This is a genomic window from Variovorax sp. FG153, assembly GCF_057809595.1.
This window is the reverse complement of sequence record NZ_JBMDKG010000052.1, coordinates 1-25,269: the sequence shown is the minus strand read 5'-3', so window position 1 is coordinate 25,269 and position 25,269 is coordinate 1. Positions and strand designations below refer to the sequence as shown.

Here is a 25,269-nt window from a genome sequence, read left to right as displayed (position 1 = left end):
GAAAAAGGGGCACGCTGCCGCCCCGCCCCCGGTTCACGGGAGGCGGGACGCTGGCAGCGGATGGCGTGGGACCTACCGGCCCTGCAAGGCGCGGCGTTCCTCGTCGGTCAGCCGGGCCACCTGCCGGGCATCGAACTGCCGGCCATTGCCCACGAGCTGCACGGGGTTCGCGGGGTCGTAGCGCACCGCGCTGTCGCCCGCGCGTCCGGCCGCGGGCGGCGGCGGGTTGCGGCCGCCGCCTTCGGCCGGCTCGTTGCCGAAGCCGAGCACGCGCACGGTGAACACCGAGGGCAATGCCTGGCGCGCCGCGGCGCGGTCGCGCTGCAGGCTCTCCTGGGCGGCCACCGCGGCCTGGGCCGCGGCCGCGCTGGCATTGGTCAGCGCGCCGACGTTCACGGCCGCGACCACCGGCAGGCCCTTGGTCTCGCCCTTGACCTGGATGTTGTCGGCGTTGAGCACCTGCAGCGCGGCGATGTTGAGATTGCCCGCCACGCGCAGGCCGGCATCGCCGGCATTCACGGTGCCGCTGGGCGCGACCAGGTCGACGTCGCCGTCGCCCACGGTGCCGATGCCGCTGCCGCTCATGTCCGACTTCTCGCGCACCACGGTCACGCCGTCGAGGTCGGTGACGACCTCGGGCGCCGAGGGCACGCGCAGGGTCTTCGCGCCGCGGCCGGCGTCGATGTTGCCGACCGTGGACCAGATGATCTGGTCGCTGCCCTGCTTCGTCACCTCGGGCACGAAGGACAGGATGCGCGACTGGTTCACCGTGACATCGTCCTTGGCGAAGATGTCGATGTGGCCCGAGGCCAGCGTGACCAGGCCGTAGCCGGCCGGCACGGTGGCACCGAGCGCCGCCACCTGCAATCCGCCGCCGGGCGTGAGCACGTTGATGTCGCCGCCGGCCATGGTGCGCAGCATCAGGGTGTTGGCCGCCACGTCGCCCTTCCAGTCCTTGCCCGGAAACAGCGTGTCGATCGCCGCGTAGCCGCGGTTGTAGCCGCCGTTGCGCGGCAGGCCGCCCGTGCCCGGCTCGTTCTGGTCGCGGCCCGCCTCGCGCAGCTCGAGCAGGAAGGCCTGGCGCAGGAACTGCTGGCGCGCCGGTCCGGGCAAGGCCTGGAAGCGGGTCCAGGCATCGAGCGGTGCGAGGGTCTCGCCGGTCATGTCCTTCATGTACGAGACAAGGCCGCGGCGCACGGTCTTCTCTTGCCCGCCAGGGCGCGTCTCCAGCTGGTCCACCAGGTAGATCGGCACCTGCGTGCCGTCGGGCTCGCGGGTCTTCAGGTAGTCCGGCATCGAGGCCACGCGGGCCGGATCGAGGTAGGCGGCGGCGAAGGCGTCGTAGCCCACGGCGCCGTTGAGCCCGGCCATGGCGGTGATCGCCGCACCGTTCGCGGGCAGGCCGTTGACCTGGGTATCGGGCACCGGCCGGTTGTTGCGGTCGTAGCGCTGGTTGGCCAGCGTGCGCACCTGCAGGTTGTCGGCGTAGATGTCGCGCCCGGCCGCCAGCGTCAGCGTGCCCGGGCCCTGCATCTCGATGTTGCCGGTCAGGCCGGTGCCGGTGCCGTTGTCGCGATCGAGCGCCGCCACCCGCACGGTGGCCAGGATGTCGTTACCCGCCTCCAGCAAGGTGGTGTCGGAGGCGCGCAGGTTGCGCCCCGCCACGCGCACGCCGCGGATGTCGGTGCCCGCGCGCACCCAGGTCTGCTCGTTGGCCTTGAGGTCGAGCCCGAAGATCGAACCCTCCGCGGCATAGATGCGGCTGGGCTGGTAGTCGCCGGCCAGCGGCAGCACGGAGGGATTGCTGACGCTGCGCAGGTAGGGGTCCTTGATGAAGGAGGCGCCCGACCAGTTGATCATGTTGTCGAGCATGTCCTCCATGTTCATCTGGCTGAAGGGCGAACCGGCACCGGCGGGCATGGTCGGCGAGGGCATCATCGCCGGCGTGGCGTAGGCCATCGCGAGCGGCGCGGCGAAGCGGATGTCGTTCTTCGCCGCCAGCGAGACGTCGTTGGTGGTGCCCGGCAGCACGTACAGCGGCCCCTCGATCGACAGCCCGCCATTGAGCGCCACCGCCGACAGCCGCGCCGGATAGCGGTTGCCGCCGAAGCCGACCAGCGTGTCGCGGTCGAAGCTGCGCAGCAGCACGTCGCGGAAGATGAACTCGTCGCGGTTGACGAAATGGATGTCGCCGCCGGTGGAGACCAGCTTCAGCGCGCTGCGGTCGGTGTAGCCGCTCATGTAGGCGCCGTAGTTGAGCTGCTGCCCGTCGGCGCGCAGGCCCTCGCCGTAAGTGACCAGCAGCGGATCGACCACCGTCTGCAGCACCAGGTCGCCCGCGGTGCGCAGGCTCAGGGTGGCATCGCCGAGCGCGAGCACCGGCGCCACGCCGTAGCTGGTGCGCGTGATGCCGCCGACGCTGTCGTCGCGGCTCAGGGTCACGGTGCGGCCCACCGTGGTCTCGCCCGCGCGAATCTCGCCCGCGCCGCGCGCCACGTAGTACTGGCCGCCACGGATCGCGCCGCCGGCCTCGACCTGCATCGCGCCGCCGTTGTGCATCTCGACGCTCATCGCCTCGCCCGCCGAGAGCCCGCCGCGCACGCGCATGTTGGTGGGCAGCGCGACCAGCAGGTTGCGCAGGTCGCCGCCGGCATGCACCGTCACGTTGCCGCCGCCGAGCGCGCCCACGCCCTGCTGGAAGCGGCCGTAGTCGATCCACCAGCTCGACTGCTCGGTCGGATGGATCACGGGTCCATACACGCCGTCGGGGCCCACGGCGTTCTCGCCGTTGGTGTACGGGCCGAAGTAGCGCTGCGCGTTCAGCGTGCCTTGCCGGTTGAGCCACTCGGTGAAGCGCTGCCCCGCGGGCGCGGCATCGATGCTGCCCTGCACGCCGATGTCGAGGTGGCCACCGTCGACGCCGTAGCTCGCGTTCGGGTTGGCGGTGGTGAAGTCGCTCCACGCCGTCGTGTCCTTGCGGCCCGCGGTGTAGATCGCCGACTCCTTGTGCGCCAGCGTGAGGTCGCGCCCCGCGCGCAGCTCGAGGTCGCCGGTGCCGGTGCGCACCAGCTTGCCGGCGCCGTTGTCGGGTGCGGGATCGCTGTCGCTGGGCTGCGCCGTGTTGGCGGTGCCGATCACGACCGAGCCCTTGCCTTCGGCCTGCGCGGCCAGCGGCTTGAGCGCGAGCACGTTGGCCGAGTCGAGGTCGCCGCCGGCCACCAGCCGCAGGTTCCACGAGGCACCGGGCTGCAGCACGCCGCCGCGGTCCGCCTTGTCGAAGCCGTCGCTCAGGTGGCCGTTGATCAGCAGGTTGCCGCCGGCGCGCAGGGTCAGCGTGCCGTCGCGCGCGCCCGGCAGATCGGCGAACAGGTTCCAGTCGCCGTTGAGCGCGAGGTCGCCGGCGCTGCGGATCTCGATGCCCGGCATGACCGCGAGCCCGGTGCCCAGGCGCCCGGCGATCGCGCCGGCGGCGGCGCTGAAGCGGCGCGCATCGGCGATCGCCTCGGCCTTGACCGCATCGACCGTGCCGTCCTGCGCCTCGTAGCTGCTCGTGCCCTCGAGCACCGCCGAGCGCGCGCCCGTGACCGCGACGTTCAGTGCGCCGACCTCGATCTCGTCGTGGCCCGCGTTCTGCCGCGCGCGCAGGCGCACCTTGCCGCCCTCGTTGCCCGCCACGTCGATCTGGCCGCCGCGCAGCTCGAGCCGGCCGCCGGCCGCCTCGAGCGTGACGCGGCCGCTGCCGAGTTCGCCGGTCGCGCCGGCCAGCAGCTTCGCGCCCTCGCGCATCGCCACGCCGTTGCCGCCGGTGATGCGGATCGTGCCGCCATAGGCCGAGCGCGCGTCCACGGTGCCGGCGATGTCGATGCTGCCGCGGTCGGCGGCGAGGCCGAAGTCCTCGACCGTCGTGAGCCCGCCGAGCACCACGTCGCCCTGGCGGATGCGGAACTGGCGCGAGCGGTTGAAGCCGGCGTCGTTCAGGCGCTGGCTGAAGCCCGCGAAGTCGGGCAGCGCCTCGATGTCGAGCGAGAAGCTGCCGGCCTTGCCGCCGGCGCCGGCCTGCGCGGCGATGGTGCCGTCGAGCACCACGGTGCCGCCGTTCGACGCGGCCAGGCCCAGGGTGCCGGCGCTGCCGCCGCCCGCGTGTGCCGCCAGGCCGAGCCGGCTGCCGGCCTCGAGCCGGACGTCGCCGCCCACGGCCGCGAGGTCGATGCGGCCCGCGTCGGCGTATTCGGCCAGGTCGAAGAAGCGCTTGGCGAAGCCGCCCACGTCGATCCGGGCGCCCTCGCCCACCACCAGGTGGCCGCCGGTCGCCGTCATGCCGATGCTGCCGCCGAGCGCGACCGCGCGGCCGCCGAAGTCGATGGTCCTGCCGCTCAGGCTCAGGCGCGCGCCCAGGCTGTCCTGCAGGTCGGTCGGCGTGCCCGCGCCGGCCTCGCCGCCCGTCACGCGCAGCGCACCCTGGGTGGCGATGGTCTGGGCCGCGCCGCCGCGGCCGGTCAAGAGCGGCGTGGCCAGGGTCAGCGCCGCGGCGCCGGTGTCCACCGCGCCCGCGCCCTCGCCGACGATCTGGTCGCGCCCCGCCAGCGTGACCGCGCCGAAGCCCGCGAAGTCCTTGCGGCCCGCGCCCAGCACCAGCGTGCCGGCATCGAGCGTGAAGGCGCCGTTGCCGGTGCCGCTGCCACCGGTGCCGCCGCCGCTGTTGATCAGCGTGACCGCATCGCCGCGGATCGTCACGTCGCCCGCGCCGCGGCCGACGAAGGCGGCGCCGTCGAAGGTCAGCGAACGCAGGCCGGCCGCGCCGAGATCGAGCGAACGGTAGAAGTCGAAGTCCGAATAGCTGCGCAGGGTCAGGCGCTGCGAGTTCGCGAGCTGCGCCAGCGCGCCGCTGTCGAGCACCATGCCCTCGGTGCCGCCGCCGAAGCCGATGCGGCCGGCCGCCACCGACAGGTCGGCGCCGGCGATCCGGGCCGAGCTCGCGAGCTCGGTGGTGCGCGTCGCGTCGATCAGCAGCGCGGCGCCGCCATCGACCAGCGCGCCCGCGCCGATCGTGACCAGGCCGCCGCGCGTGGTGTCCACGTTCTGGCGCAGCACCTGCACCGCGTCGCCGGTGGCCAGGCGCACCAGCGCGCCCCAGTCCTTCGTCGGCGAGGTGAGCACGTCGTCGGCCGCGTCCCTGGCGTCGATCACGCCGTCGCCGTTGTCGTCGAGGTTGCCGTCGGGATCGGTGTAGACCGCCGGCGCCTTCGGCTTCATCACCAGGTTGCCCGAGCCGCGGCCGCCCGCGCCCTTGGCGCGCACCCGGCTGCCGCCCTCGATCGCCACCTGCTCGCTGGCCGCGAGGATGATCTCGGGGCCGCTGAGCTCGGAGCCCTCGCCGTTGCGCACCACGATGTCGGTGGCCGTCACGTCGATCTCGAGGCCGAGCGCATTGCCCTGGCGCTTGCCGCCCACCAGCAGGCTGCCGGCGCCGAAGTTCGACAGGCTCGCCGAGTCGATCACGAGGTAGCCGTCGGCCTGCAGGCCGGCCGCGTCCAGGCCGGCGCCGACGATCGCGATCTTGCCGCCCGCGATGTCGACCAGCCCGCCGCGGCCGCCCGCATCGGGCGCCGAGCGCAGCGTGCCGTCGAGCGTGAGCCGCTTGCCGGCATCGAACACCACGGCGCCGCCGTCGCGCGGCAGCCGCGGCGTGACGATGTTCTGGCCGGTCAGCCGGTACTGCGTGAGCTTGAAGGCGTCGGACGAGAAGAAGTCGTTGGCCGTGGCTTCGTTGTATTCGGTGTACTTGCGCAGCGTGCCGCCCGACATCACGCGCCAGGCCGAGGCCTGCGCGTCCTGCTGGCCGCTCAAGGCATTGCCGCCGCGGCCCTGCATCACCAGGCTGCCGTCCGAGGCCAGCGTGGCCGGCGCCAGCGCGCCGCCCCAGGCCTTGCCGGTGGCCTGCACCGCGAAGGCGCCGGGCAGGAGCGCGAAGCGCGCGGGCAGCAGGTTGTACCAGCCGGCCGCCAGGCCCGGCCCGCCCGCGAGCCACACGCGCTGGCCCGCTTCGGCGGCGCTCGCCGGCGCGGTGGCGGTCTGGCCCGGCAGGATCGCGTAGGTGCCGGGCCGGTTCAGCACGTCGTACGAGCCGCCCGGCCCGGGCACGAACTCCCAGGCATAGAGATCGCCGCCACCCGCGATGTCCACGGTCGCGCCGCGCGCCAGCGCCACGTCGGGCGACTTCAGCGTGATGCGTTTCTCCGGCGGCGCGGCCAGCGAGCCGGCCGAGGGATTGGCCGCGTCCACCGCCTTGGTGGGATCGTGCCAGTGCTCGTCGTTGAGCAGGGTGCCATAGGGCACGACCACGCCGGCGCCCGACACCGAGGTCAGGCTGTCGGCGCCCAGCGCGAGACGCTCGCTCGCGGCCAGTTCGATCTGGCCATGCGGCGCGCGCAGCACGCCGTTCTGCGCGATGGTCGGTGCCTCCAGGCGCAGGGTGCCGCCGGCCGACAGCGGCGCGTCGCCAGGCTCGCCGAGCCGCTCGACCGCGATCGAACCGGTGGCGCGGATCACGCCGGTCATGCCGGTGCTCGGATAGACCTGGCCGGCCGCGAGCACCAGTTGCCCGTCGACGTCGAGGTTCAGCTGCAACCGGGTGTCGTCGTTGATCTGCTCGGGCAGCGCGCCGCCGATGCGGATCTCGCCGGCCTCGAGCCGCGTACGGCCGAAGCCGCCGATGCGCGCCGTGCCTTCGGGCGACACGCCCGCCTCGTTGCCCGAGACGATCTCGATCAACCGGCCCGCGAGCTTCAGTTCGCCCTGGGCATCGGGCACCTCGGCCACGAGCGAGGCCGAGGCCGGCCCCGGCACGGTCAGCAGCGTGAGGTGCGGCGCGCTCAGCGACGACGAGGTGCCGGCGTGTCCGAGGATCCGGCCCTGCAGCGAGATCGCCCGGCCCGTCCTGATGTGCGCGTCGTCGAGGCGGATCGGCCCCTGCGAGGAATTCACCAGCGCGAGGTCGGCGAAGCCGCCGTTCGCGAAGGACCGCGGGCGCAGCGTCAGCGCAAAGGCCTGGCCCGGCTTCTGCATGATCTCGCGCAGCAGGTCGCCGCCGAACATGGCGTCGCGGAACAGGTCGAGCGCGGCCGGCGTCAGCCCGAACTGCGCCGGATCGAGCGCCCCGACCGGGCCGGGCGCCGGCAGGCGGTCGGACAGCACCAGCTCCTTGCTCTCCGAGAGCCGCGGCAGCAGGCTCGACGGAATGATCATCGTGCCCTCGACCTCGTAGCCGAAGCTGCGCAGGCCCGGCGCCCAGTCGTAGTCCAGGCCCTGGCGCCAGTTGTTGCAGGCGCCGTCGACGAAGAAGCCGAAGCAGTCTGGGTCCTGCAGCGTCTGGCTCAGGCGCTCCAGCGGCGAACCGCCGGGCGCGGCGGGCACGTCCATGTTGATCCGGATGCGTCCGCCGATACCGCCGGGGCCGCCCGCGTGGCCCACCAGCGTGCTCTCGATCAGGCCCTGGCCCTTGACCTGGATCAGGCCGCCGTCGCTGTCGAGCCGGATCTTCGGCGTCGGCTTCGGCAGCTGCGTGCCGTTGCGGCCGGTGTCGGCCACGCCGTCGATCTCGCCGGTGGCGCCCGACACGTCGATCAGCGCGTCCCGCTCGAGCCGCACCTCGCCGGCCTGGATGTCGACCGTGCCGCCGTCGCGCACCTCCCCCACCTGGCGGCTGCGGCTGTCGGTGGAGATCAGCGGCACGCCGCGCGCCAGCAGTTCGCCGCCGGAGCGCAGCGTGACCTGTCCGCCCGACAGCGAGATGCCGCCGGCCGGCGCGTCGAGGCGCCCGGCCACGTCGACCGTGCCGAGTTGGCCACCGGCGCCGAGCGACAGGCTGCCGCCGATGTCGGTGCGCACCACCGCACCCGCCCCGACCGAGATCGGACCGTTGGCGGTGCCCAGCGACAGCGCCGCGTTCTTGCGCGCCGCGCGCTCCTCGGGCCGCAGCACGCCGATGGGCGCGGCCTCGGCCAGGCTGGCGCCGCCGGGCAGCTGGCGCCAGTCGAAGTTCGAGAGATCGAGGCTCACGGCCTGCTGCGACACCGTCACGCCCTCGGGCACCGCGATGCCGCCCTCGCCGCGCACCGCGACCGTGACGCGGCCGAAGCCGCGCTCGCCGTAGAGCGTGGGCGGCAGCAGCGTCACGAGCGGCTTGCCGGTCTCGGCATCGGTGGCGGCGCTGCCGCCGATCTGCACCGGCGACAGCACGTCGAGCACCAGGCTGCCCGCCGAACCGGCCGCGAAGGCGCGCAGGTTGAGCGCGCCCAGGTCGAGCTCGGGCGTCACGCCCACCAGCGTGATCGACCCCGCGTCGCCCACGCGCAGCGTGGGCAGGCCGTTCTTCGCGACGTCGACACGGCCGCCGCCCGAGACGTCGAAGACCGCCGCCGGGTCGGCCGCGATCTTCGCCACGCCGAGCGAGATCGCGCCGCCGTCGATGGCCCAGGCACCGCTGGCCGGGCCTTCGCGCCAGGTGTTGAGCCACTGGCCGCTGGCATCGAGCCGGCCCTGCGCGCCGATCTCGAGCGCGCCGTTGCTCGACGACAGCCCGATGCGCCCGCCCGGCGCGCGGATCTGGCCGAAGATGCGGATGTCCCGGGTCGAGCCCTCGGTGCCCGCCACCGTCAGCGAGGCGCCCGGCGAGAGCTGCAGCGCCGCGCCGGCCGCGAGTTCGAAGTCGCCGTTGATGGTGTTGAGCACGATGCTGCCCATGCCCGAACGGCTGAGCATGTCGTCCGACAGGAAGCTCAGCTTGCGCGAGCCCTGCTCGTCGGGCTTGAGTTGCACGTAGAAATCGTCGCCGAGCGTGGTGAGCGCGCCGAAGTCCTTGGCCAGCCGCTTCGGATCGTGGCTCACGATGATGGTGCCCGGCGACCAGGGCCGGCCGTCGGGCGTGTTCTCGCCGAGCTCGAGGCGGCCGCCGAGGCTGGCCGCGGCCTTGGCCTGCGGCCGGTCGCCCGCCACCACGCCGCCGAGCATGTCGCCCTCGAGCACCATCGCGTCGCCCGCGTAGATGCGCAGGTCGCCGGCCTTGCGACCTTCTGTGTAGCCGGCTTCCTTGTAGTTGGCGCCGATCAGCGGCGAGCGCCAGCTCTCCTTCACGCCCCAGCGCGCGTGCTCGCTCGCGTACTCGCCCGCGATGCCGGTGTAGGTGATGTCGGGCAGGGCCTTATCCATCGTGTGCACGCGGCCATCGGCGCCCATGAGCTTGGTCGCGGTGTTCATGCCGTCGGAATAGCGCACCGAGCCGCCCGACACGTCGAGCACCGAGCCCGCGCGCGTGATCACCGCGCCGCCCGCGCGCAGGTTGATGCTGCCCGCGCTTGCCGACAGCTCGGCCAGGTCGGTCTTGCCCACGCCGACCCAGCCCGACACGTCGGCCAGCGGCGTGCCGACCCAGGCGCCCGGCACCAGCGTCTTGCCGTCGGGCCCGGTCACCCATTGCACGCCCGTCATCGGGCCGGCGTCGAACATGCCGTTGGCGCGCCGATCGACGATCACCTTCTTGCCGCGCAGCCAGGAGTCGAGCAGCAGCGGCGAATCGCGCAGCTCGTTGATGCGCAGCTCGGCCTCGACGAAGTTGCGCGACATGTCGACCTGCATGCCCTGCAGCCCGGCCACGCTCAGGAAGGCATCGCTGTCGATGTAGATGCGGCTGGCATCGCCGAGGCTGCCGGGCTTGAAATACGGCAGTTGCGTGAACATCGGGTTGACCGCCGACTCGGCCGCGATGGTGCCCGCGGGCACCAACACGCCCGCCTTCGGCCGCACGTCGATCAGCTGGCCGTACAGGGCCACGCGGCCCGGCTGGTAGCGCGTGGCGAGCGCCGAGGCCTCGATCTCGCTGCGGTCGCCCGCATCGGGCAGCACCTGCGCGAGACTGCCCTCGCCCAGCGTGAGCGTGCCGGCCGACCAGTTGACCAGATCGTCGACGCCGTCCGAGTACATGTGCGTGCCCAGGCCCCAGGCGCGCAGCAGGATCGAGCCGCTGCGGTTGTTGAGCGCGGTGGTCGCGGCCAGCACGCCCGACTGCCGCACGTCCTGCGCCTGCAGCGTGATGTTGCCGCGGTCGGACTGCACGGTGCCGGTGTTCACCACCTCGTAGCCCACGGACTTGGCGCGCGCGGCCATCTCGGGCATCACCACGTCGCGCAGGCTGTTGACGAAGTTCGCGTCGCCATACACCGGCACCAGCTTCAGCGCGCCCTGCACCTGGCCGCCGGTGAAGGCCCAGCCCGGCACGGCCGACACCGCCACGTCGAGGCCGCGCGGCGCGTTCGGGTCCTGGGTCGAGGGCGTCTTGAGGTAGACGTTCTCGCCGGCCGCCAGGATCACCTGGCCGTCGGGCGCCGTGATGTGGCCCGCGTTGCGCACCTTGGGCGCGAACAGCATGACCTTGCCGCCCGACTCGACCGCCAGCCGCGCGCCGGCGTCCACGCGCACCTCGCCCGGCGCCGCGCCGGGATCGAAGCGGTCCACGCCGCCCATGCGGTCGGGCGCGCCGCCCTCGCCGGGTACGAAGCCCGAGGGGCCGTAGACATCGGGCTTGATCGCGGTGAACAGGCCGAACTGAGGGATCGCGAAGTCGTTGCCCTGGCCGTCGAACTTCTGCGGGTTGTTGATGCCGAGCTTGAACTGCTGGTCCGACAGCGCGAGGCTCGAGGCGACCAGCGAGCGCGTGTTGACCTGGCTGGTGCCGTTGAAGACGATGCCGTTGCGGTTGATCAGGTAGACCGAGCCGTCGGCCTTGATCCGGCCCGCGATCTGGCTCGGCCGGCCGCTCGGGTCGTTGATGCGGTTCAGCGCGATCCATGCATTGCTGCCGTCGGGCAACGCACCGCCGGCCTGGTCGAAGCGCACCGTGGTGTTGCGGCCCACGTTGAAGCTCTCCCAGTTGAGGATCGCCTTGTCCGCCGTCTGCTTGATGTCGACCTGGGTGCGTCCGCCCGCGGCCGTCTGCACCGGCGCATTGGCGTTGAGCCAGCCTGCGGTGAGGCTGTTGGTGTCGACCGCGAGCCCGCCGGGCGCGAGGCCCTCGGGGATGTCGGTGCCGTCGTTCTGCGCCGCCTGGCGCGCGGCCGCCTGCGCCGCCTGCTGGGCGGCGATGGTGCGCGCCGCCATGTCGAGGTTGCCGATCGAGCGCCGCAGCTCGTCGCTGGCGCGCTGCTGTCCGGCGGGGTTCGTCAGCATCGACGCGGGCATGCCGTTGGGCAGCCGGCCTGTGGCCGCGGCCGCGCCCTGCACGGTGGTCTTGTTGGCGAACCAGGCGCCGCTGAAGGCGCGCTGCGCCTGCGCATCGGCGAGCGCGCCATTGGCGACCAGCGTCACGGCAATGGCGCGCGCGATCGGTGCCATGCGAAAGCGCCTCCGGGCCGGCTGGTTGGTCGATGGGGTGCTTGCGCCCAGGGATCCGCGTGTGCTCATGAGAAGTGCTTGCCCGAAAGTGGAGGTCGTGGAGTTCCGCGCACCGGGGGCGGCGCGCTGAATTTCCGGTGCGCTAAGACGAACGGGCCGCGCGCAAACCCCCAACTTTTTTTGGGCCGCTGTTTCAGCTCAGCAGCAGCAGCCCGCCGGGCAGCGATCGCGCGCGCAGGCCGAAGGTGTGCTCGAGCTGCGCCAGCGCCGAATCGAGCGAGGCCAATCGGAAGCGGCCGCTGACGCGCTTCTCGCCCGCGGCGGCGTTCACCAGCAGCACGCGGCCCGCGCGGTAGCGATCGATCTCGGCCAGCACCTCGGCCAGCCGCGCCTGGTCGAACACCAGCTCGCCGCGCCGCCAGGCCGACACCTTGTCGAGCGCGACGCGCGCGATGCCGCTGAGCGAGCGCGCGTCGTACACCGCCTGCTGGCCGGCCTGCAGCGCGCGCACGCCGGCCGGATGCTCGATGCGCAGCGCGCCCTCGATGCAGGTCACGCAGACCTTGCCGTCGAGGTGCCGCACCTCGAAGCGCCCCTCGTGCGCGAGGCTGCGCCCGGCGCCGGCCACCACGCCGAACGGGCCGCCCTCGGCCAGCAGGTCGATCGCGGCCTCGCCCGACAGCAGGTCGATGCCGGTGAACTGTCCCGCGACACGCTCGCGACGGATCCGGGTCTGGGTGTTGAGCGTCACCTGCACCCGCGAGGCCAGCGCCAGCGTGCGCTGCTCACCGACACCGGTGCGCTCGTCGGCCACGTCCTCGCCCGCCGCGGGCCAGAGCCCGCCCGACGGATAGGCCACCACCGCCACGCCGGCCACCGCGGCGGCGCTCACGGCAGCGCCGAGAAAGGCGCGACGCCCGAAGCTCCGGCCCTGCCGCGCGCGCTCGTGCGCCGCGGCCGCCGCCGGGCGGGTGCGCAGGTACTCGCCGCTCACGGGCCGCAGCGCCGCCCAGCGCTGCTTGACCTCCTGGAAGGCCGCGCGATGCGCCTCGCTGGTATGGAGCCAGCGCTGGAAGGCCTCGGCGTCCGAGGCCTTGACCTCGCCCGAAGCGAGCAGGCGCAGCCAGACGCGCGCCTGCGCCGGCAGCGCGTCGCCCGATGTGTCGCGGTCGTCGGCCGATGCCCTCATGGCTTCATGCGGGCCAAGGGTGCGCCGCGGAAACGATGGAAAAGTGCTTCACCCATCCAGACGAACGGCGACACGCCAAACCCCCAACTATTTTTTGTCATGGTTCATCCGCGCATCGAGGAAGTCGTGGGCGCGCTTGAGTTCGTGCTCGACCACGCGCACCGAGAGTCCCAGCCGCGCCGCCACCTCCTTCTGCGGCAGCCCTTCCCAGCGCACCAGCATCAGGATCGTGCGGCGGCGCTCGGGCATGCGGTCGATCAGTTGGAGCAGGCTCGTCACCTCGGAGCGCAGTTCGGCGGTGCGCGCCGGGCCCGGCGCCGGGTCCGACAGCTCCATCAGCGACTGCACCTCGTCGATCGACAGCGAGCGGCTCTGGCGGCGCTGGATGTCCATCGCGATGTTGACGGCCACGCGCACCAGATAGCTGCCCGGGCTCTGGATCGCGTCTTCTTCCTCGCGGCTCTGCAGCCGCAGCCAGGTGTCCTGCAGCGCGTCGCCGGCCAGGTCGCCGTTGCCCAAAAGCCGCGTCACGCGCCGCTTGAGGCTGGCGTAGTGCCGCGACAGGTAGTCCGACAGGATCGGGCGCGCATCCTCGGTCATGGCCGGTTCCCGCAGCGCGGCGCGTCGGGGTCGGCGGGGTCGCGCGGCAGCAGCACCAGGGTCAGCGGCTGCGCCATCGCGGGCGGCGGTGCGCGGCCCACGCGCACGCGCTGCAGGGCCTCGCGCACCGCCGCGTCGCGGCGCGCATTGCCGGTCGAGGTCAGGAGACGCGGCTTCTGCAGCGCGCCCGCCGCATCCACCTCGAAGCGCAGCAGGGTGCGGTAGTCGCCAGGCGCGGTGCGCGCATCGGCGCACAGGGCCTGCCAGACGCGTGCCTGCACCCAGGCGCCGTAGTCGGTGTCCACGCCCTCCGCTGGCTGGCGCGCCGCCAGCGCGCGCGCATCGACCGGCCTCAGCACGAAGGCATCGGCCGGCCCGTCGCGCGTGCGTTCGGCGGCCAGGCCCGTGCCTTCGAGCAGCAGGCGCAGCGCGGTTTCGGGGGCGTGATGGCCGCGCACGGCGGCCGAGGTGCGACCGCTCACTGCCGCGCTGTCGAACAGCGTCGGGCGGCCCGACTGCATGGCATAGCGCTGCAGCGCCGCGGCCAGGGGCTGCGCCGCGATGTCGAAATCGACGCCGCTCGCGGCGGCCTCGGGCAGGGCGGCCGCGTCATCCACGCGCGCCGCGTCGCCATCGACGGTCGCGGCCCACGCGGGCAGCCAGAACCCGCACAGCAGCGACAGCGCCAGGGCATGGCGCTGCCCTCGGGCGGCGAGCGGGCGCACCCTGCGAGGAGACGAATCGGGCCGGCAAGATGGGTGCGCCATTCTGGAAGCCCGCCATCGTGGCGCCCGAATATGACGTCGGTGCTACACCAAAGCATTCCTGCCGCCCGGCAGCGCAGGCGCGGATCGGGCAATATCGCCGGCTCGCCCCGAGGGGCCGGCCGCCGGGCCGAAGCGCCCTCTTCCCGTATTCCAAGCAAGAAAGGCCCTCGCCATGACCTCCCTCGCCGACTTCCCGATCACCCAGAAGTGGCCCGCCCGGCACCCCGAGCGGCTGCAGCTCTACTCGCTGCCCACGCCCAACGGCGTGAAGGTCTCGATCATGCTGGAGGAGATCGGCCTGCCCTACGAGCCGCACCTCGTGAGCTTCGGCAGCAACGACCAGATGTCGGAAGCCTTCCTCTCGCTGAATCCCAACAACAAGATTCCCGCGATCATCGATCCCGACGGCCCGGGCGGACAGCCGCTGCCGCTGTTCGAGTCGGGCGCGATCCTGTTCTACCTGGCCGAGAAGACCGGCAAGCTGCTGAGCGCCGACCCCGCGAAGCGCTACGAGACCCTGCAGTGGGTGATGTTCCAGATGGGCGGCATCGGCCCGATGTTCGGCCAGCTCGGCTTCTTCCACAAATTCGCCGGCAAGGAGTTCGAGGACAAGCGCCCGCGCGACCGCTACGTGGCCGAATCGAAGCGCCTGCTCGGCGTGCTCGACAAGCACCTGGCCGGCCGCGAATGGATCATGGGCGACGACTACAGCATCGCCGACATCGCGAGCTTCCCGTGGATTCGCAACCTGATCGGCTTCTACGAGGCGCGCGAGCTGGTCGGCTTCGACAGCTTCCCGAACGTGGCGCGCGTGCTCGAGCGCTTCGTGGCGCGGCCCGCCGTCATCGCGGGGCTGACGATTCCGAAGGCCGCCTGAGGCCGGCTCCCGCCATCGCCGCCGGGTCGACGAGCCGGTCGTATGCGTCGCCGTCGATCAGTCCCAGCGCGATGGCCGCCGCGCGCGGCGCGATGCCGCGCGCGAGCGCCTCGCGCGTGATGCTCGCCACGCGGTCGTAGCCCAGCACCGGGTTCAGCGCCGTCACGGCCAGCAGCGCGTTGTCGACGTTCGCCGCGAGCCGCTCGCGCTCGGGCTCGATGTCCTTCACCAGCCGCTCGGCGAACACGCGCGAGGCATCGGCCAGCACGCGGATCGACTGCAGCAGGTTCTGGATGATCAGCGGCTTGGCCACGTTGAGCTCGAAGCTGCCCGAGGCGCCCGCCATGGTGATGGTGAGGTGGTTGCCCATGGCCTGCAGCCCGGCCTGCACCACCACCTCCGCGATGGTCGGGTTGCGCTTGCCCGGCATGATCGAGCTCGTGAGCCCGTCGTCCGGAATGCGCAGCTCGCCCAGGCCGCAGCGCGGGCCCGAGCCCAAGAGCCGCAGGTCGTTGGCCATCTTCACGAGCGAGGCCGCGAGCACGTTGAGCGCGCCCGACACCTCCACCAGCGCGTCGTGCGAGGCCATGCCCTCGAACTTGCTGGGATTGGGCGCGAAGGCGATGCCGCAGAGCGCGCCCAGCTCCTCGCAGAAGGCGGCGTCGAAACCCGGCGGCGCATTGAGCCCGGTGCCCGCCGCGGTGCCGCCCTGGGCCAGCAGTTGCAGGCGCGCGAAGGTGGCGTCGATGCGGTCGATGCCGTGGCCGACCTGGCGCGCGAAGGCATCGAAGCTCTGCCCCAGCGTCATCGGCACCGCGTCCATCAGGTGGGTGCGCGCGATCTTGAGCACGTCCGCGAAGGCTTCGCCGCGCTCCTGCAGGCGCTGGCGCAGCAGCTGCAGCGCGGGCCGCAGGCGCTCGCGCAGCTCGAGCGCGGTCGCGATGTGCATCACGGTCGGAAAGCTGTCGTTCGAGGACTGCGAGGCGTTCACGTGGTCGTTCGGATGCACCGGCGATTTGGTGCCCAGCGGCTGCCCCAGCAGTTCGTTCGCGCGGTTGGCGATGACCTCGTTCGCGTTCATGTTGGTCTGCGTGCCCGAGCCCGTCTGCCACACGGTGAGCGGAAAGTGGTCGTCGAAGCGGCCGTCGCGCAGCTCGGCCGCGGCCTCGACGATCGGCGCCGCCTGGGCCGCGTCGAGCGCGCCACAGCGCACGTTGGCGCGCGCCGCGGCTATCTTCTGCAGGCCGAAGGCGTGGATCAGGCAGGCCGGAAAACGCTCCTCGCCGATCTCGAAGACCCCCAGCGCGCGCTGGGTCTGCGCGCCCCAGTAGCGGTCGGCCGGAATCTCGACCGGACCGAAGGCGTCGCGTTCGATGCGCATGGCGGTCGTGGCGGTCATCGCAGTCACGGCACTCATGGCATCAAGCCCGCGCGGCATGCGCTTCGACGGGCGCCACGCCGTCGTCGAGGTCCTGGTCCGCGCGCGCGGTGTCGGGGTAGCGCTCGGGATAGAGGTGGCGCTCGGCCTGCTGCGCATCGAAGGTGCCCGACCACTTGGCGACCACCACGGTGGCCACGCTGTTGCCGATCACGTTGCAGGTCGAGATGGCCATCGACAGGAAGCGGTAGACGCCGAAGATCACCGCCAGGCCTTCGACCGGCAGCAGCCCGGTCGAGGTGACGGTGGCCGCGAACACCACGAACGAGCCGCCCGAGACCGTGGCCGCGCCCTTCGAGGTCAGCAGCATCAGCAGCAGGATGCCGATCTGGTGGTCGAGCGTGAGCGGCACGCCGTAGGCATGCGCGATGAACATCACGCCCATGGCCATGAAGATCGAGGTGCCGTCGAGGTTGAAGGCATAGCCCGTGGGCAGCACCAGGCCCACGGTCTGCTTGGCGCAGCCCAGGCGCTCGAGCTTCACGAGCAGGCGCGGCAGCGCGCTTTCCGAGGAGGCGGTGCCCAGCACGATCAGGATCTCGTCCTTGATGTAGCGCAGGAAGCGCCACAGGCTGAAGCCCGCGAACTTCGCGACCAGCCCCAGCACCACCGCGATGAACAGCACGATCACCGCATAGAAGCTCAGCACCAGCTGCGCCAGCGCCACCAGCACCGCCGAGCCGTTGCTGCCCACCGAGTAGGCCACCGCGCCGAAGGTGCCGATGGGCGCGAGCTTCATCACCAGGTTGATGAAGGAGAACAGCACCTCCGAGATGATGTCGAGCCCACCGTTGATCTTCTCGCGCCGGCTCTCGGGGATCGCGAGGATGCCGATGCCCACCATCACCGCCAGCACCACCACCTGCAGCAGCTCGCCCTTGGCGAAAGCGCCGACGAAGTTGTCGGGCACGATGTGGGCCATGAACTCGAGGAAGCCCTGCGGCGCGGCGGCCTTCACCGCCGGTGCCGCGGCCGCGCCGGCCACCGAGGTCATGCCCTTGCCGGTCTGCAGCAGGTTGCCCGCGAGCAGGCCGATGACCAGCGCGATGGTCGAGATCACCTCGAAGTACACCAGCGAGCGCCAGCCCACGCGCCCCGCGCTGCGCACGTCGCCGGCCGAGGCGATGCCGTGCACGATGGTGAGGAACACCAGCGGCGCCACGCCCGCCTTGATGAGCGAGAGGAACATGTCGCCGAGCAGCTTGAGCTGCCCCGCGAACTTCGGGAACAGGAAGCCGACCGCGATGCCCAGCAGCAGCGCGACCAGCACCTGCATGCCGAGCCGGCGGTACCAGGGCTGCTTCTTCGGCGGTGCGACCAGGGTGGAATCGTTGAGCATGGTTGTCTCCTTGGGTGCCCGGGCTCAGCCCCGGACCTGCGCGGACAGCGCCAGCGCGCGGTCCACCATCCGGGGCGCGAGGCCCAGGTAGTTGGCGGGATCGGTCAGGCGATCGATGGCCGCGCGGTCGAAATGCGCCGTGACCTCGGGCAGCGCGGCCAGCGCCTCGGCCAGCGTGCCGCCCTTCTCGTTGACGGTGCGGCAGGCGTCGTAGACCACATCGTGCGCCTGCTGGCGGCCGATGTGCGGCGCCATGCCCATCATCACGGCCTCGGCCACGATCAGGCCGCGGCTGATGCCCAGGTTGTGCTTCATGCGCGCCTCGTCGACGATCAGTCCGCCGAGCGCAAACTTGGCCTGGTGCAGCGCGCCGGCCGTGAGGATGAAGCTCTCGGGGATCGCGATCCACTCGGCATGCCAGGGGCCGGTGGCGCGCTCGAAGTCCTGCACCATCGCATCGACCATCAGGCCCGCGTGCTGGCGCACCGCCTTAGAGGCCGCGAGCATCAGCTCGCTCGAGATCGGGTTGCGCTTCTGCGGCATGGTGCTGCTCGCGCCGCGTCCCTTGACGAAGGGCTCGTAGACCTCGGCGAACTCGGTCGAGGCCATGATCATGATGTCGAGCGCGATCTTGCCGAGCGAGCCGGTGACCAGCGCCAGCAGGTTCACCGCCTCGGCGAAGCCGTCGCGCGCCACGTGCCAGGTGGTCGCGGGCACGCCGAGCTTGAGTTCCTCGGCCATCGCCGCCTGCACCTCGAAGCCCTTGTCGCCCAGCGAGGCCAGCGTGCCGGCCGCGCCCGCGAACTCGACCACGGCCACGCGCGGGCGCAGCTCGGCCAGGCGCTGCTGGTGGCGGTCGAACATGGCGAGCCAGATCGCGACCTTGTAGCCGAAGGTCACGGGCAGCGCCTGCTGCAGGTGCGTGCGCCCGGCCATCGGCGTGTCGCGGTGCTTGCGCGCCAGATCGGCCAGGATGCCGCGCAGGTCGCGGATCTCGGCGTCGACCAGGTCGAGCGCGTCGCGCACCTGCAGCGCGACGGCCGTGTCCATGATGTCCTGCGTGGTCGCGCCCCAGTGCACGTAGCGGCCCGCCTCGCCGCACATGGCCACCAGCTGGTGCACCAGCGGCAGGATCGGGTAGCCCACGATGTCGGTCTCGTGGCGCATGTGGTCGAAGTCGATGCGCTCGATGCGCGACTCGCGCGCGATGACCTCGGCCGCGTCGGCCGGGATCACGCCCACCTTCGCCTCGGCGCGCGCCAGCGCGATCTCGGCGTCGATGTAGCGCTGGATCAGCGCCACGTCGGAGAACAGCGCGCGCATAGCCGCCGTGCCGAAGGCATCGCGGAAAAGGATCGAATCGACGACGGTGCTGGCCATCGGAAGGGAGGCAGAGGACATGGACGGGCCTTGATATGTTCGGACATATTTAATTTAATATGTCCGGACATATGAATGAATAGGGTTTACCCTTAGGTCAAAATCGGGACCACCATGAACAAGCCGCGCTTCACCGACATCGCCCAGGAACTGAAGGAAGGCATCGCCTCGGGACGCTTCCCGCTGGGCTCGCTGCTGCCGACCGAACTTGAGCTGCGCGATCACTACGGGATCAGCCGCCACACGGTGCGCATGGCGCTGCAGGAGCTGCAGGACGCGGGCCTGGTGTCGCGGCGCAAGAACGTGGGCACGCGCGTGGAATCGACGGTGGCGCGCATGGGCTTCCAGCAGTCGCTGGCCTCGGTGGAGGACCTCATGCAGTACGGCGCCGCCCACCTGCGCCTGGCGCCCGAGATCGACACCATCGCGAGCAATGCCGCGCTGTCGCGCCTGCTCGGTTGCGAGGAAGGCACGCGCTGGCTGCGCATCTCGAGCCTGCGCATGGAGGAAGGCCCGCAGGGCCTGCCGCTGGGCTGGACCGACATCTACGTCGACACCCAGTACGCCGCGCTCGAGGCGTTGGTGCGCGCCGCGCCCGACACGCTGGTCAGCGCGCTGCTCGAGCAGCACTACGGCCTGCGCGTGGCCGAGATCGTGCAGCAGGTGCGCGCGGTCGATGCCTCGGCGGCGATGGCACGCAAGCTGCGCATCGAGCCCGGCAGCGCGACCTTGCAGATCCTGCGGCGCTACCTCGATGCCGAGGGCGAGGTGCTCGTGAGCTCGGTCGCCACGCACCCGGGCGAGCGCTTCTTCATCACCACGCGGCTGCAACGAGCGAAGGGTTGAGCCCGCGTCCTCGGCGGCTCAGTGCGCGGCCAGCTCGGGTTCCGAGGCAGGCTCGCGCGGCACTTCGTAGAGATGGAACGGCGGCACGTCGGGCCGGCTGCGCTGCAGCAGCGGCTTGGCGACGTTGTAGACCGGCGTGCCGTTGATGGTGCGGCCCTCGAGCGTGCCGCGGTGCGCATGGCCGTGGAACACGGCATCGATCGGGTAGCGCAGCAGCGGCTCCTCGAGCCGGCTGCTGCCGAGGAAGGCGAAGATCTCGCTCGGCTCGCCCTGCACCGTGCCCACGATCGGCGCGTAGTGCAGCATCGCGATGCGGCGCCGGGTGCGCAGCTTGGCCAGCGCCGACTCGAGCTTCATCGCCTCGTTGAGCGCCTCCTGCACGAACATCTTGATCGCGGGCTCGCCCCAGGCGCCGAGCGAGGCGCGGCCGAAGCCGCCCGCGAAGCCCTTGACGCCCGCGATGCCCACGCCCTCGATCTCGCAGGCCGAGCCGTCGAGCATGCGCACGCCGATCCGCGTCAGCGCCTCGTTCACCACCTCGGGCGTGCCCGACTCGAAGTCGTGGTTGCCCAGCACGGCGACGATGGGAATCGAGAGGCCGCCGAGTTCCTCGGCCAGCACCCGGGCCTCTTCGGCGGTGCCGTAGTCGGTCAGGTCGCCGCACAGCAGCAGCGCGTCGGCCTCGTCGGCGGCCTGCGCGAAGAAGTCGCGCAGCGAACCCGCGGAGTCCTTCTGCACATGGATGTCGCCGACGGCGGCGAAACGGACGTGGGTGGATGATTTGGGGGTAGGCATGCAATGCACCGTGCGCCCCGCCGCCGGGCGCCGTCATCGGCCTCATCCCGCTGCGCTTGTAGGCGCCCGTCTGACATTCGATGGGGTCCTTTGCCCCTGCCCTGCCGTCGGCGCGGCGGCATTCACTGCGTGCATGACGCCCTCCACCATGCTCGCGCCCTCGCTCGAAGACGAAGTCGAGCCGCGGGTGGCCGATTTCTACCGGCGCGCGCTGCGTGCGCTCGACGAGGCCGGCGTTCCGTTCCTCGTCGGTGGCGCGTTCGCGCAGGCCTGCTACACCGGCATCCGCCGCTCGACCAAGGACCTCGACCTCTTCATCCGCCGCGAGGACTACGAGCGCATCGCGCAGGTCGCGCTCGCGCATGGCTGGCGCACCGAGATGACTTTTCCGCATTGGCTCGGCAAGGTCTACGACGGCCAGGAGTTCATCGACCTGATCTTCAATTCGGGCAACGGCCTCATGCCCGTGGACGCGCGCTGGTTCCTCGGCAACTGCCGCGCCGACGTGCTCGGCGTTTCCGTGTGCGTCGCCAACGTGGAGGACTGCCTGGTGTCGAAGGCCTTCATCATGGAGCGCGAGCGCTACGACGGCGGCGACATCGCGCACCTGCTGCAGGTCAACGCGCAGCGGCTCGACTGGCCCGGGTTGCTCGAGCGCTTCGGCGCGCACTGGCGCGTGCTGCTCGCGCACCTCACGCTGTTCGGCTACATCTATCCCGCCGAGCGCGACCACGTGCCCGGCTGGGTGATGACGCTGCTGATGAGCCGCCTCGTCGGCGAGCTGCGCGCGACGGCGGCCCCGGGGGACAACGTGTGCGCCGGCACCCTGCTCTCGCGCGAGCAGTTCCTGCACGACATCGAGCGGCTCGGCTATGTCGACGGACGCCTCACGCCCGCGAGCACGATGACGCCCGAGGACATCGCGGTGTGGACCGAGGCGATTCCCGCGCGGGCCGAGGCCCAGGGCGGGAAACCCCTGGACTGAGCGATCTCACCACTTCACGCGAACGCCCACCCCCGCATTGACCGAGCTGCCCACGCGAGCGACGCCGCCCGAAGCCCACTGCTTGCCGAGCTCACCGTACAGGCTCGTGCGCTGGCTTACCGCCAGCGTGAAGCCTGCCGCCAGCTCGGTGCTCGTGCCGCCGATCGGCGCGCCCACCGGCGTGATCGCCGCCGGGTTCACGAAGCGCGCGACGTCGTTGCCCTTCGAGCTGCGATAGACGTTCAGGCGCGCATACGGCTGCAAGGTGCCCGCCCCGGTCGCGAAGCTGCCCTTGATGCGCACGCCCGCGCGTGCGGTCCAGCTGCTGTCGGCATCCTGCTGCACCAGCGCGCCGGGGATCGCCACGTCGTCCAGGCGCAGGCGCTGATGGATCAGCTGCAGCTGCGGCTCCACCGACCAGCCACCGGTGCCCAGCGCGAAGGCCTTGCCGACCTCGATCGAGGCCAGGAAGCTGTTGCCCTTGCCCGTCACGCCCGCGCTCAGCTGCGGCTGCACCGTGTAGCGATGGCGGCCCGCCTGCAGCACCGTGTCGGCATAGAAGCCGTCGTCGCTCGTGAAGGTGCCGTACAGGCCCAGGTACTGGCTGCGCAGGTCGTTGCGGCCCGCGGCGCCGTTCAGGAGTCCGCTGCTGAAGCCGCTGACACGCGTATCGCCTTCGAGCTGGCCCACGTAGATACCCGCGCGCCAGTTCGCATTGGCCCACAGGTCGGTGCCCGCCTGCAGCCCGCTCACGCGGCCCTCGGCATGCGGCGACACGGTGCCGCCCTGGCGGATGTCCATGTCGGTGGAGATCAGACGGCCCCAGGCCCGGCGGTTGCTGCCGTCCACGCTCTGGCTCGCGCCGCCGCTGCCGCGCACGTCGTCGTCGCCGATGCGCTGGCTCAGGCTCGAGAGCATGGCCAGGTTGCTCTGGCGCAGCTGGTTCGGCAGCGCGGCGAACAGCGAGGCTTCGGCGCGGTAGGTCGGCAGCGAGGCACCCGGTTCTGCTTCGGTGCGCAGGTACCAGTTCTCGCCCTCGCCGCCCGCATCGCCTGCGTACAGACGGTACTCGTAGGCGCCGGCGTCGACTCGGCCGCCCGAGAGCACGAAGGCGTCTTTGCTGGTCTGCGCGGTGGTGGTCGCGCCGTTTTTCGCGCTGATCAGCTCGATGCCCGCGCCGCTGGTGCGGGCGCCCAGGCCGCCGAGGTTGGTGACCTGCACCGTCGTCTTGCCGCTCGCGCTGGCCGATGCACCGTCGAGCACCAGGCGGTCGGCGATGCCGGGGTTGTCGAGCTTCGCGCCCAGGCGCAGCACGCCGTTGTTGCCGACGTAGGGGCCGGTCAAGGTGAGCGTCGTGCCTGGGACGGTGCCCAGCAGGGAGACGGTGCCGGCGTTGGTCAGGCCGGCCATCTTCTGGCTGAAGCCGCCGAGGTCGAGCGTGGCGCCGCTGGCAACCACAGCGCTCGATGCAGCGCTAAAGGCGTTGGTTGCGCCTGCCTTCAGGGTGCCTGCTGCGATACGGGTCTCGCCGCTGTAGGTCGCGGTGCCTGCGAGCGTGAGCGTGCCTGCGCCGACCTTGACGAGCGAGCCCGTCGTGCCGGTGATGGCGCCCGAGATCGTGTTGTCGGTGCCGAGCGCACCGGCGGTCAGCGCCTTGGTGCCGAGCACCACATCGCCCGCACCACCGAGCGAGCCAATGCTCGTGCCGGTGGTCGTCAGATCGATGCGCACCTGGCCGCCCGCTGCATTGGTCACCGTGGCGCTTGCAGCGCTCGCGGTGTCCTGCAGGCTCAAGGTGCCCGCGTTGGCGATCGCGAGCTTGCCCGAGTCGGCCTTGCCGCCGAACTGCAGCGTCGCGCCCGATGCAATGCTTGCCGCGCCGCTGCCGAGTGCGCCTGTCACTTCGGTGGCGAGCGTACCCGCATCCACCAGCGTGCCGCCGCTGTAGCTGTTGGCACTGCTCAAGGTCAGCGTGCCCGTGCCGATCTTGCGCAGCTTGCCCGTGCCGCTCATCACACCCGCATAGGTCCCAGCCGTCTTGCCCTGGTCGAAGGCGACTTCGGCGTTGTTGACGATATTGCCCTGCAGGCTCGTCGCACTGCCCTGCAGCACGCCGCCCTTGACGGTGGTGCCGCCGGTGTAGGTGTTGGTGCCGCTGAGGATCAGCCGGCCCGCGTCCTCCTTCGAGATCCCGCCCGTGCCGCTGAGCGCCACATTGAGGGTCGCGGTCATCGTCGCACCCGCGGCCGTCCCATCGCCCACGCGGATCACCGAGTTGGCGTTGTCCACCACGATGCCATCGCCCTGCACCACATAGCCATCGGTGGCGAACTGCGCACCGGCGATGCGCACCGCGCCGCCAGCCGCATCCACCGTCACGGTTCCAGCCTTGCCGCCGAACACCGCGAACTGGCCCTGCGCCCAGTTGGCGTTGACCTTGCCGTCCATGTCGGTCCAGGCATCCATCGAGGGCTGCGGGTTGCCCACGCGCCAGGTGCCCGAGCCGCCGGCGATCTGGCCGTCGTTGTACTTGGTGCTGTCGCCGCCATCCCAGAAGTTCAGCGACAGCCCAGCCTTGTTCACCAGGTTGACCTGGTTCGCCACCGAGGTCTGCACCTGCAGGTCCGCCACCTTCGCGGAGCCCGGCACCGTGCCGATGTCCAGGCCGTTGTCGGTGAAGCTGCCGCCGTAGCTCATGAGCCTATAGAGGCCCGGGCCGAAGCTGCCGCCTGCCGACTGCGCGATGTTCAGCGTGCCGTCGAGGTTCAGGTTGCCGGTGACGTTGATCAAATCGTTCAACGCGCCGCCGGGAACACCGGCTTGACCCAGTTCGTAGTTCAGCGTGGAGCCGCCGGCTAGGGTCAGTGCTCCTAAGGTCAGCGTGCCGGGGCTGTTGCCCGCCGCGAGGATGCCGCCCTTGTCGATAGTGACCGCGCCCGCGATGCTGCCGCTGCCAGCGAGCGTCGCGCCCGATTGCACCTGCACCGCGCCCGTGCCGGTCGCACTGCCGCTCTTGTTGTTCACACTCAACGTGCCCGCGCCCACGGTGGTGCCGCCGGTATAGGTGTTCGCGCCCGTGAGCGTCAGCGTGCCGCTGCCCACCTTGACGATCGAACCGCCATTGCCATCGATCGTTCCCGACAAGGTCGCGTTGCCATTCAACCCGCCGAGCGTGAGCGCCTTCGCACCAAGTGCAATGTCGCCCGCGCCATCGAGGGTGCCGATGCTCACGCCCGTCGTGGCCTGGTCGATGCGCACCTGCGCGCCGGCCGCGTTGCTCACCGTGGCCTTGTCGGCCGTGGCGTCGTCCGCGAAAGCCAGCACGGCTCCCGAAGCATTGACGAGGCTGGCGCTGCCCGCGCTGGCGTTGCCTTGCAGGCGCACCGTGCCGCTGTTCGCAACCGACAGGCTGCCGAGTTCGGCCTTGCCGCCGAACTGCAGCGTGGCGCCCGAGGCCACGCTGGCCGCGCCGCTGCCCAGCGCTCCGGTCACATCGGTGGCCAGCGTGCCGGCGTCGACGAAGGTGCCGCCTGCATAGCTGTTGGCGCTGGTCAGCGTCAGCGTGCCTGCACCGATCTTGCGCAGCTTGCCCGTGCCGCTCATCGTGCCCGCGTAGCTGCCGGTCTTGGCCTGGTCGAACACGACCTCGGCGTCGTTGACGATGCCGC

The 25,269-nt window shown here is 71.6% G+C and carries 12 protein-coding genes; 3 read left to right on the top strand and 9 right to left on the bottom strand.

Going from position 1 to position 25,269, the window contains the following annotated elements; all coding sequences use genetic code 11:
- Positions 1 to 72: 72 nt before the first annotated feature.
- The 4 genes from ACODT0_RS35350 to ACODT0_RS35335 form a co-directional block, all read right to left on the bottom strand.
- Complete coding sequence (locus ACODT0_RS35350) at positions 73 to 11,385, bottom strand: filamentous hemagglutinin family protein (RefSeq protein WP_489043382.1); 11,313 nt, start codon at positions 11,383 to 11,385, stop codon at positions 73 to 75.
- 193 nt (positions 11,386 to 11,578) lie between these two features.
- Positions 11,579 to 12,574 (bottom strand): FecR family protein, encoded by a 996-nt coding sequence (locus tag ACODT0_RS35345; RefSeq protein WP_489043381.1) that lies wholly within the window; start codon positions 12,572 to 12,574, stop codon positions 11,579 to 11,581.
- An 87-nt stretch (positions 12,575 to 12,661) separates the two neighbouring features.
- The gene (locus ACODT0_RS35340; RefSeq protein WP_057597401.1) at positions 12,662 to 13,174 is read right to left on the bottom strand and encodes an RNA polymerase sigma factor; all 513 of its coding nucleotides are present in this window, start codon (positions 13,172 to 13,174) and stop codon (positions 12,662 to 12,664) included.
- Positions 13,171 to 13,899, bottom strand: coding sequence for a secretin and TonB N-terminal domain-containing protein (locus tag ACODT0_RS35335; RefSeq protein WP_489043380.1), 729 nt, complete (start codon positions 13,897 to 13,899; stop codon positions 13,171 to 13,173). The genes ACODT0_RS35340 and ACODT0_RS35335 overlap by 4 nt, the downstream gene beginning before the upstream one ends.
- Positions 13,900 to 14,113: 214 nt before the next feature.
- Here ACODT0_RS35335 and ACODT0_RS35330 point away from each other — a divergent pair, with 214 nt between their 5' ends.
- Positions 14,114 to 14,818 (top strand): glutathione binding-like protein, encoded by a 705-nt coding sequence (locus tag ACODT0_RS35330; RefSeq protein ID WP_489043379.1) that lies wholly within the window; start codon positions 14,114 to 14,116, stop codon positions 14,816 to 14,818.
- Here the strand turns inward: ACODT0_RS35330 and ACODT0_RS35325 are convergent.
- Genes ACODT0_RS35325 through ACODT0_RS35315 form a run of 3 tightly spaced genes read right to left on the bottom strand, consistent with a single transcriptional unit; the run spans position 14,784 to position 18,996 of the window.
- The gene (locus ACODT0_RS35325) at positions 14,784 to 16,217 is read right to left on the bottom strand and encodes a class II fumarate hydratase (RefSeq protein ID WP_489043378.1); all 1,434 of its coding nucleotides are present in this window, start codon (positions 16,215 to 16,217) and stop codon (positions 14,784 to 14,786) included. The two genes, ACODT0_RS35330 and ACODT0_RS35325, sit on opposite strands and share 35 nt — an antisense overlap.
- Positions 16,218 to 16,239: 22 nt before the next feature.
- Positions 16,240 to 17,595, bottom strand: a complete 1,356-nt coding sequence (locus ACODT0_RS35320) for a cation:dicarboxylate symporter family transporter (protein ID WP_489043377.1) — start codon at positions 17,593 to 17,595, stop codon at positions 16,240 to 16,242.
- A gap of 24 nt (positions 17,596 to 17,619) precedes the next feature.
- The gene (locus ACODT0_RS35315; protein WP_489043376.1) at positions 17,620 to 18,996 is read right to left on the bottom strand and encodes a class-II fumarase/aspartase family protein; all 1,377 of its coding nucleotides are present in this window, start codon (positions 18,994 to 18,996) and stop codon (positions 17,620 to 17,622) included.
- Positions 18,997 to 19,089: 93 nt separating this feature from the next.
- On the opposite strand from ACODT0_RS35315, the gene ACODT0_RS35310 reads away from it, so the two are divergent.
- Complete coding sequence (locus ACODT0_RS35310) at positions 19,090 to 19,821, top strand: GntR family transcriptional regulator (RefSeq protein ID WP_209542800.1); 732 nt, start codon at positions 19,090 to 19,092, stop codon at positions 19,819 to 19,821.
- 18 nt (positions 19,822 to 19,839) lie between these two features.
- On the opposite strand, the gene ACODT0_RS35305 is transcribed toward ACODT0_RS35310, so the two are convergent.
- Complete coding sequence (locus ACODT0_RS35305) at positions 19,840 to 20,616, bottom strand: metallophosphoesterase family protein (RefSeq protein ID WP_057597394.1); 777 nt, start codon at positions 20,614 to 20,616, stop codon at positions 19,840 to 19,842.
- A gap of 133 nt (positions 20,617 to 20,749) precedes the next feature.
- Between ACODT0_RS35305 and ACODT0_RS35300 the strand changes: the two genes are divergently transcribed.
- Positions 20,750 to 21,601, top strand: a complete 852-nt coding sequence (locus ACODT0_RS35300; RefSeq protein ID WP_489043375.1) for a nucleotidyltransferase — start codon at positions 20,750 to 20,752, stop codon at positions 21,599 to 21,601.
- A 6-nt stretch (positions 21,602 to 21,607) separates the two neighbouring features.
- Here the strand turns inward: ACODT0_RS35300 and ACODT0_RS35295 are convergent.
- Positions 21,608 to 25,269, bottom strand: a 3,662-nt coding sequence (locus ACODT0_RS35295; RefSeq protein WP_489043374.1) for an autotransporter outer membrane beta-barrel domain-containing protein, incomplete at its 5' end; no start/stop codon positions are given.

What these genes read in the sequence shown, in the direction of transcription:
- ACODT0_RS35350 (WP_489043382.1), bottom strand. Translation starts at nt 11,385, where the DNA reads ATGGCACCGATCGCGCGCGCCATTGCCGTGACGCTGGTCGCCAATGGC.
- ACODT0_RS35315 (WP_489043376.1), bottom strand. Translation starts at nt 18,996, where the DNA reads ATGTCCTCTGCCTCCCTTCCGATGGCCAGCACCGTCGTCGATTCGATC.
- ACODT0_RS35340 (WP_057597401.1), bottom strand. Translation starts at nt 13,174, where the DNA reads ATGACCGAGGATGCGCGCCCGATCCTGTCGGACTACCTGTCGCGGCAC.
- ACODT0_RS35325 (WP_489043378.1), bottom strand. Translation starts at nt 16,217, where the DNA reads ATGACCGCCACGACCGCCATGCGCATCGAACGCGACGCCTTCGGTCCG.
- ACODT0_RS35310 (WP_209542800.1), top strand. Translation starts at nt 19,090, where the DNA reads ATGAACAAGCCGCGCTTCACCGACATCGCCCAGGAACTGAAGGAAGGC.
- ACODT0_RS35320 (WP_489043377.1), bottom strand. Translation starts at nt 17,595, where the DNA reads ATGCTCAACGATTCCACCCTGGTCGCACCGCCGAAGAAGCAGCCCTGG.
- ACODT0_RS35300 (WP_489043375.1), top strand. Translation starts at nt 20,750, where the DNA reads ATGACGCCCTCCACCATGCTCGCGCCCTCGCTCGAAGACGAAGTCGAG.
- ACODT0_RS35330 (WP_489043379.1), top strand. Translation starts at nt 14,114, where the DNA reads ATGACCTCCCTCGCCGACTTCCCGATCACCCAGAAGTGGCCCGCCCGG.
- ACODT0_RS35345 (WP_489043381.1), bottom strand. Translation starts at nt 12,574, where the DNA reads ATGAGGGCATCGGCCGACGACCGCGACACATCGGGCGACGCGCTGCCG.
- ACODT0_RS35305 (WP_057597394.1), bottom strand. Translation starts at nt 20,616, where the DNA reads ATGCCTACCCCCAAATCATCCACCCACGTCCGTTTCGCCGCCGTCGGC.